A 5,491-nucleotide genomic window follows, 5' to 3' on the forward strand; every position below is an offset into this window, starting at 1 on the left:
TATACGTGTATAGCACCTTCCAGGAGAAGCCATCATGTTGGCCATACGACTGCCCAGTGACATCGAAGCGCGTTTGGAGGCCTTGGCCAAGGCTACCGGCCGCACCAAAACTTATTACGCCCGTGAAGCTATCCTTGAGCACCTTGAGGATCTTGAGGATGTGTACCTGGCCGAGCAGACGCTAGAGCGCTTGCGCCGTGGCGAAGAAACTACACATTCCCTGGACGACGTGGAGCGTGAGCTTGGGCTGGCAAATTGAACTGACCGACGCAGCGGTCAAACAGCTGAAAAAAATGGGCCACACCGATGCCAAGCGAGTTCGCGACTACTTGCGCGAGCGGGTGCAGCCCCTGGATGACCCCAGACAGCTAGGAAAACCGCTCCAGGGGCAACTGGGGGAGTTATGGCGGTATCGGGTCGGTGACTACCGGCTGATTGCTCAGATCGAAGATGCGCACATCCGAGTGCTTGTTGTGCGGATCGGTCACCGGCGCGACGTCTATCGCTAGAAAAAACGCCGCCACCAGGGCGGCGTTTTGGTATCTGGCTCCTGGGGTTTGTGCTCGATTAGTTGCAGCGTCTCGCGAAGTTCCCGTACCTCAGCTCTTAGAGCCTTCAATTCAGCCAGAATAGCGTCATTTTTGGGTGTGCCTGAGTGTGCCACTTTTTCGGGTTCTGGCTGTGCCACGTCCTTCAGTGACCCATAGACACGTAGTAGCTCTGACGTTTCAATGTAACGTCGATTGTTGTCCCGCACCTCCCATGTGATGCGGCCTTCAGCCATATCACGGTACAGCGTTCGGCGACTCTTTCCGGTCAATTTCTGCGCGTCTGTCACGCTGTGCCATGCCATGTGTCACTCCTTTCCCAGGAACTGTGCCGCAGTGTGCCACAGCACGTGGCTAGCGTGACTGTGATTTGCTCTCGTCGAGGAGTCGCAAGGCCGTATCTTCGTCACTCTCATCGGCCCGTTTCTTGGCTTTGATGGCACTCAACGGGATGCCATAGATCGCGCCTGAGCCTTGTTTCTTCTGTGGCTTGGCTTTGTCCTGGGGCAGTTGCTTCGGAGGCTTCTTCTCGCCGAAGGTAAACGCCAGGTGTGATACACGCCGCCCAGTCTTGCGCTGTTCATACTTAACCCAAAGGGGGCTGTGCTCGTTGATTTGCTCGATAGCGGGCGCGATCACCCAGCGTTTGAAATCTTTGATTGCTGGGTATTTATCATTGAGCTGGAATGCTTGACGCAGCCACTCGATAGAGACCTCGCGACGGCCTAAGTTGCGCCACTGGCAAAGCAACTCATAAAGCCGGATGGCATGGCCGCTGGTCATCTGTGCTACGTCAGCCAACGAATAGCGCGTGAATTGGGTTGAAAGCTCAGATAGATAGGGCAGCATGTCTTTCGTAAAACGAAGCTCTACGCGGCCTTCATCTTCGACATAGATGATTGTTTGGACCCACCCAGTAACCATCACTTTACGTTTCTTGCCTTGTCCATTTGGTTCCTCAAGCAGCCGTACATCACGCTGTTTTAGCCGTAGAGCAGCTTTCTCAAGCTCGCGGTAGGCCTGCTTGGTAGAAGTGCCAGATATTTCAGCTATCTGAGTAGCACTGACGCTATATAGCTCATCATCGGTAATCCTTTCATCCCGTCGTACGTGTTTGATACAGGCCAGGATAATGCGCTGTTCAGCAACGCTGAGACGATACTGGGCTTCTACCAGGGCATTGCTTTTATAGATGTCGGGTTGGCTCATCCTTGTTGCTCCATCAAATGGGGAGGCTGTATTTCTTATGTCCCTAAATAGGGGAGGCCATTACTTATTACTCCCCTTATGCCGCAAATTCCTCCCCCTTGCAACCGCAAATCCCTCCCCCCTTAACCGCAAATCCCTCCCCCCTTAACCGCAAATCCCTCCCCCTTTAGTGCTAATAAGTGTTTTATATCAACAGCTTATCCCTGCTAAAAGGGGAAAAGGGGAAAAGTACATAAAAGAGCGCACATGCGCTCGCCTACCCTTCGGTCGTCGTTCCTCCTCCCTTCGCCCCTCGCTTCGCGAGGCCTAAGCAACCCCTTCAATGCCTCGACAAGTCGAGCCGGTGGGGCTGTCGAGCCGCTCCGCGGCTGGCCCCACCTACGGCGTAGGCTGGCCGCTAAAGTGCTAAACCTCAGTGGGCCGTACCCCAATAACAAGCACGAACGTTTGGGCCTTCGGCCCGGTTTATCAAAAAGAAGGCTGTTGGACGACGGTGGGATCACCTGGAAGATGTGCAGAATGCTTGAACCGTGGCTTCGATCAGTGACCGCTCGCAGAGCTCGCTGCATCCCGCTATCGCGGGATCAACACCCACCAGGTACGCGGTTTGCTCGGTCGCGCATTCAGCGATCGAGCAAACCGCGTACCCGACAACCGAAGGGCGTCAGCGCGATAGCGACCGCGCCCTTTGGGCCGGGGGTGAAGTCGCCAGCGATAGTTGATTGGCGTCACTGCCTTTGGGTAGTGACGCCAACCTGGAAGCGCCTGTTATAGGAGCTTTAGGCTCACATGGTTGAATGATGACTGCGTGATGGGGTACGTTAGTCGGGCAAACCGTTGGTCGCTGTCGGTTAACAGCGACTCCCTTTGAGGTCGCCTGACACCTCGCCCAGTCAGGCCGTTTGGTCCTCGAATCGGACTTCCCTTTGCCCTTCGGGGCGATCCCAAAGCCGTAACGCATCCTGAGAGACGGCGCTCTTGAGTTGGGTGCTACTGGTCAACGCCGCAAGGCACGTCACCACGGACGTAAACGTGGCCCCCGGAGGGAGTTCGTGCCGCCTTCTGGGGTGCGCGATCTCCTGCCCATTCTTTCAGCAGAGGAGACAACCGCAGTACGAACCCCTGTCGTGATTCCCAACCGGTGAACCTTCAGGACGCTGCCATCGCAGCAGACGACGAGCATCGTTTTTTTGATTCATGCCCCTGGGCCTTCGGGCGCTCTGTCACGGATTCCGTGCAGATCGGCAATTACACTTACCAGAAGTTGCTCATGAACAAGCTGGGTTACGATTTTATGCAGATGTGCCGGCGCAACCGCGACGGTAGCCAGACCACGCAGTATCAGCGTTCTCGCTCGTTGCGGGCGATGAGTCATGAGCTCCAGACATTGGGGTACCGCAACCTGCGGGCGGAGAGCTTGAAGCCAAAGCATGTTGAGGCGCTGGTCGATCACTGGCGTCAGGGCGGCGTGAGCGATGCGACGCTCAAAAACCGCCTGGCCCATGTGCGATGGTGGGCCGAGAAGGTGGGCAAGAGCAGCGTGGTGCCACGCGATAACAGCGCGCTGGGCGTTGCGGATAGGTCGTATGCGACGCAGGGCAATAAGGCGAAGGAGCTGGATCCTCGGGTGGCCTCGATCCCGGAAGAGCGGATCCAGGTGAGCCTGGCGTTGCAGCGTGAATTTGGCCTGCGCCGGGAAGAGTCGATGAAAATTAAGCCGGCCAGCGCGGATCAGGGTGACCGCCTGGTCTTGCAGGGTAGCTGGACGAAGGGCGGACGTGAGCGGGACATTCCGATCCGTACGGAGGCCCAGCGCGTGGTGCTGGATCGAGCACACCGTCTGGCGGGCCCTGGGTCGTTGATTCCGCCTGAGAAGTCCTACGCTCAACACCTCAAGCGCTACGAATACCTCTTGGGGCAGGCGGGACTGTCACGAATGCACGGATTGCGCCATGCTTACGCTCAGGCGCGCTATTTGGAGTTAACGGGTAGAGTTGCGCCGGCGGCAGGGGGCATCGCTTCTCGCGAGCTGACGCCCGAGCAACGCACTGTAGATCATGAGGCGCGCCTGGTGATATCGCGTGAGCTGGGCCACGAGCGTGAGCAAATCACGATGATTTATCTGGGACGCTGACACGGGAGTGTTTATGAACGTTATTGATGCGCTGATAAGTGGAACGCCTGTCATTCTGCCCATCATCTTTACCGTCCTTGCGTCTGCTACGACGGTTACCGGCATCTACGTATATTGGGTGAATAAGCAGGTCGATACGGCGCGTGGGGCTAAGCATGATCACGCCCGAAAGAAAAGAATATGAGTCTTGAAAAAAAGTAACCCCGCCAGGGCGGGGAGGTCTTTATAAGTATAATGGTAATATATTTTCGGTACTTATTGTATAATTTTAGGTTTAAAATCTAAATGGTTAAAAATCAAATATTAGCTTCAGATGAAACCTTTCTCTTCAACGCCATATGATGAGTTTTTTCAAACCTTGACCTAAGCTTATCGCTTAAACCATTCTCCTCCAAGGCTTTCTCAGCAAAAGAAACGGCCTTACTGTAATCTCTTTTATTCAAGTAGTGTCTAGCCTTTCCTATGTACGTAAAACAGCTATCAATACTTCTATCCACATCGAAGTTTTTTTCCCCTAATACTATGGATGTAATGATACCATCAAGCTGCTTTGTTTTATTAATGTGAAAAAGAACTTCATGCCCAGCATGCTCAAAAGAAATATAATTTAACTCTTTATATGCTGGTCTAACAAAGTTATCCAGAAAGTACATATCACCTTCCACATAAGGATCAATGAACACAAAAATATTTTTATTAGTTATAGGGTTTTCTTTTATATTTGCATGACAAAAATCCTCCGTATTAAACCTGGATTTTCCTTTTGCTCTAGCAATTATATCCGGGTGGGAGGAGTTTCTTGGTGCGGAAGCAATCACTGTTCCATTTACTGCGCCTGCATAGTAGACAGCACAGTAACCACCCAAAGAGCTACCGTAAAGAAAAACATCCTTTCCTTTTACAACAGGAAGCACACAATTTTTAAAATCGTCAAACGATAGAGACTGGTACTGGTCATTATCCTGCAAGCAGGCAATTATATTGAACCCCTTTCCTCTCAAGTACCCAAGACCAAAAGGAGATGAATTTTTTGAAGACCCCGACCCATTAAAAACAATAAATGTGATTTCTGATCCCTGATCATAATAATCTATTTTCCACCCTTTCGTCTCACCCAAGAGAGTTTTTTTTAAAACAACTACATCACCTTCCTCTGTTATTGAAAAGTTAAGCTTAAAGGATTTTTTATGTCCCTTCTCATTCATATAAAAAAACGTAGCTATATAAGCACCTTTTTTAAAACAAACGTCAAAGATACATTCTGTATTTTTTGTATAAAATACTTTCTCCAATCCCTTGGGGTGACTCAAATAAAAGGCATATTTAAAACCCTCAAATTCATCTGTGTTTAAGCACACAAATCCATCTTTATTCACTACTGATCTATTGAGTAACTCTAAATTTTCAAACTGGTCATTATCCATTTATACATAAACCTCATTGATATTTTACATTCTGTAATGTTCTCTTAATTATAGGTTACCCTGACCTCTTGGGATATAGGAGGCGTCGTACTTGTTCGATCCGATTAGTACTGATGATCCCTTGAACGCGATAACCCCTTTCAAAAATTCAAGATAATGACAATAATCTTGAATTT

At 51.0% G+C, this 5,491-nt stretch carries 7 protein-coding genes; 4 read left to right on the forward strand and 3 right to left on the reverse strand.

The genetic code is table 11. The annotated features are described in order from the left end of the window. Positions 1-34: 34 nt before the first annotated feature. Positions 35-259: a type II toxin-antitoxin system RelB family antitoxin gene (relB, locus tag INT21_RS16200; RefSeq protein ID WP_193067482.1), complete on the forward strand. Its 225-nt coding sequence runs from the start codon at positions 35-37 to the stop codon at positions 257-259. Then, entirely contained in the window at positions 237-509 is a 273-nt protein-coding gene (locus tag INT21_RS16205) for a type II toxin-antitoxin system RelE/ParE family toxin (RefSeq protein WP_319022704.1), read from the forward strand. The genes relB and INT21_RS16205 overlap by 23 nt, the downstream gene beginning before the upstream one ends. Here INT21_RS16205 and INT21_RS16210 read toward each other — a convergent pair. Continuing rightward, positions 506-853 (reverse strand): entry exclusion protein 1, encoded by a 348-nt coding sequence (locus INT21_RS16210; protein ID WP_193085470.1) that lies wholly within the window; start codon positions 851-853, stop codon positions 506-508. The genes INT21_RS16205 and INT21_RS16210 overlap by 4 nt on opposite strands. A gap of 49 nt (positions 854-902) precedes the next feature. Continuing rightward, positions 903-1,757 carry a replication initiation protein gene (locus tag INT21_RS16215; protein WP_193085471.1) on the reverse strand — a complete coding sequence of 285 codons (855 nt, stop codon included), beginning with the start codon at positions 1,755-1,757 and terminating at the stop codon, positions 903-905. Positions 1,758-2,898: 1,141 nt separating this feature from the next. On the opposite strand from INT21_RS16215, the gene INT21_RS16220 reads away from it, so the two are divergent. Beyond that, positions 2,899-3,891 carry a phage integrase N-terminal domain-containing protein gene (locus INT21_RS16220; protein WP_319022705.1) on the forward strand — a complete coding sequence of 331 codons (993 nt, stop codon included), beginning with the start codon at positions 2,899-2,901 and terminating at the stop codon, positions 3,889-3,891. Positions 3,892-3,904: 13 nt separating this feature from the next. Continuing rightward, positions 3,905-4,075 carry a hypothetical protein gene (locus tag INT21_RS16225; RefSeq protein WP_193085472.1) on the forward strand — a complete coding sequence of 57 codons (171 nt, stop codon included), beginning with the start codon at positions 3,905-3,907 and terminating at the stop codon, positions 4,073-4,075. Between the two features lie 112 nt (positions 4,076-4,187). Here INT21_RS16225 and INT21_RS16230 read toward each other — a convergent pair whose 3' ends face one another. Next, positions 4,188-5,315 carry a hypothetical protein gene (locus tag INT21_RS16230; RefSeq protein WP_193085473.1) on the reverse strand — a complete coding sequence of 376 codons (1,128 nt, stop codon included), beginning with the start codon at positions 5,313-5,315 and terminating at the stop codon, positions 4,188-4,190. Between the last annotated feature and the right edge of the window lie 176 nt (positions 5,316-5,491).

It is taken from the genome of Halomonas sp. 3F2F (assembly GCF_014897805.1).
Taxonomy (GTDB): Bacteria; Pseudomonadota; Gammaproteobacteria; order Pseudomonadales; family Halomonadaceae; genus Vreelandella.

What these genes read in the sequence shown, in the direction of transcription:
- INT21_RS16225 (WP_193085472.1), top strand. Translation starts at nt 3,905, where the DNA reads ATGAACGTTATTGATGCGCTGATAAGTGGAACGCCTGTCATTCTGCCC.
- INT21_RS16230 (WP_193085473.1), bottom strand. Translation starts at nt 5,315, where the DNA reads ATGGATAATGACCAGTTTGAAAATTTAGAGTTACTCAATAGATCAGTA.
- relB (WP_193067482.1), top strand. Translation starts at nt 35, where the DNA reads ATGTTGGCCATACGACTGCCCAGTGACATCGAAGCGCGTTTGGAGGCC.
- INT21_RS16215 (WP_193085471.1), bottom strand. Translation starts at nt 1,757, where the DNA reads ATGAGCCAACCCGACATCTATAAAAGCAATGCCCTGGTAGAAGCCCAG.
- INT21_RS16210 (WP_193085470.1), bottom strand. Translation starts at nt 853, where the DNA reads ATGGCATGGCACAGCGTGACAGACGCGCAGAAATTGACCGGAAAGAGT.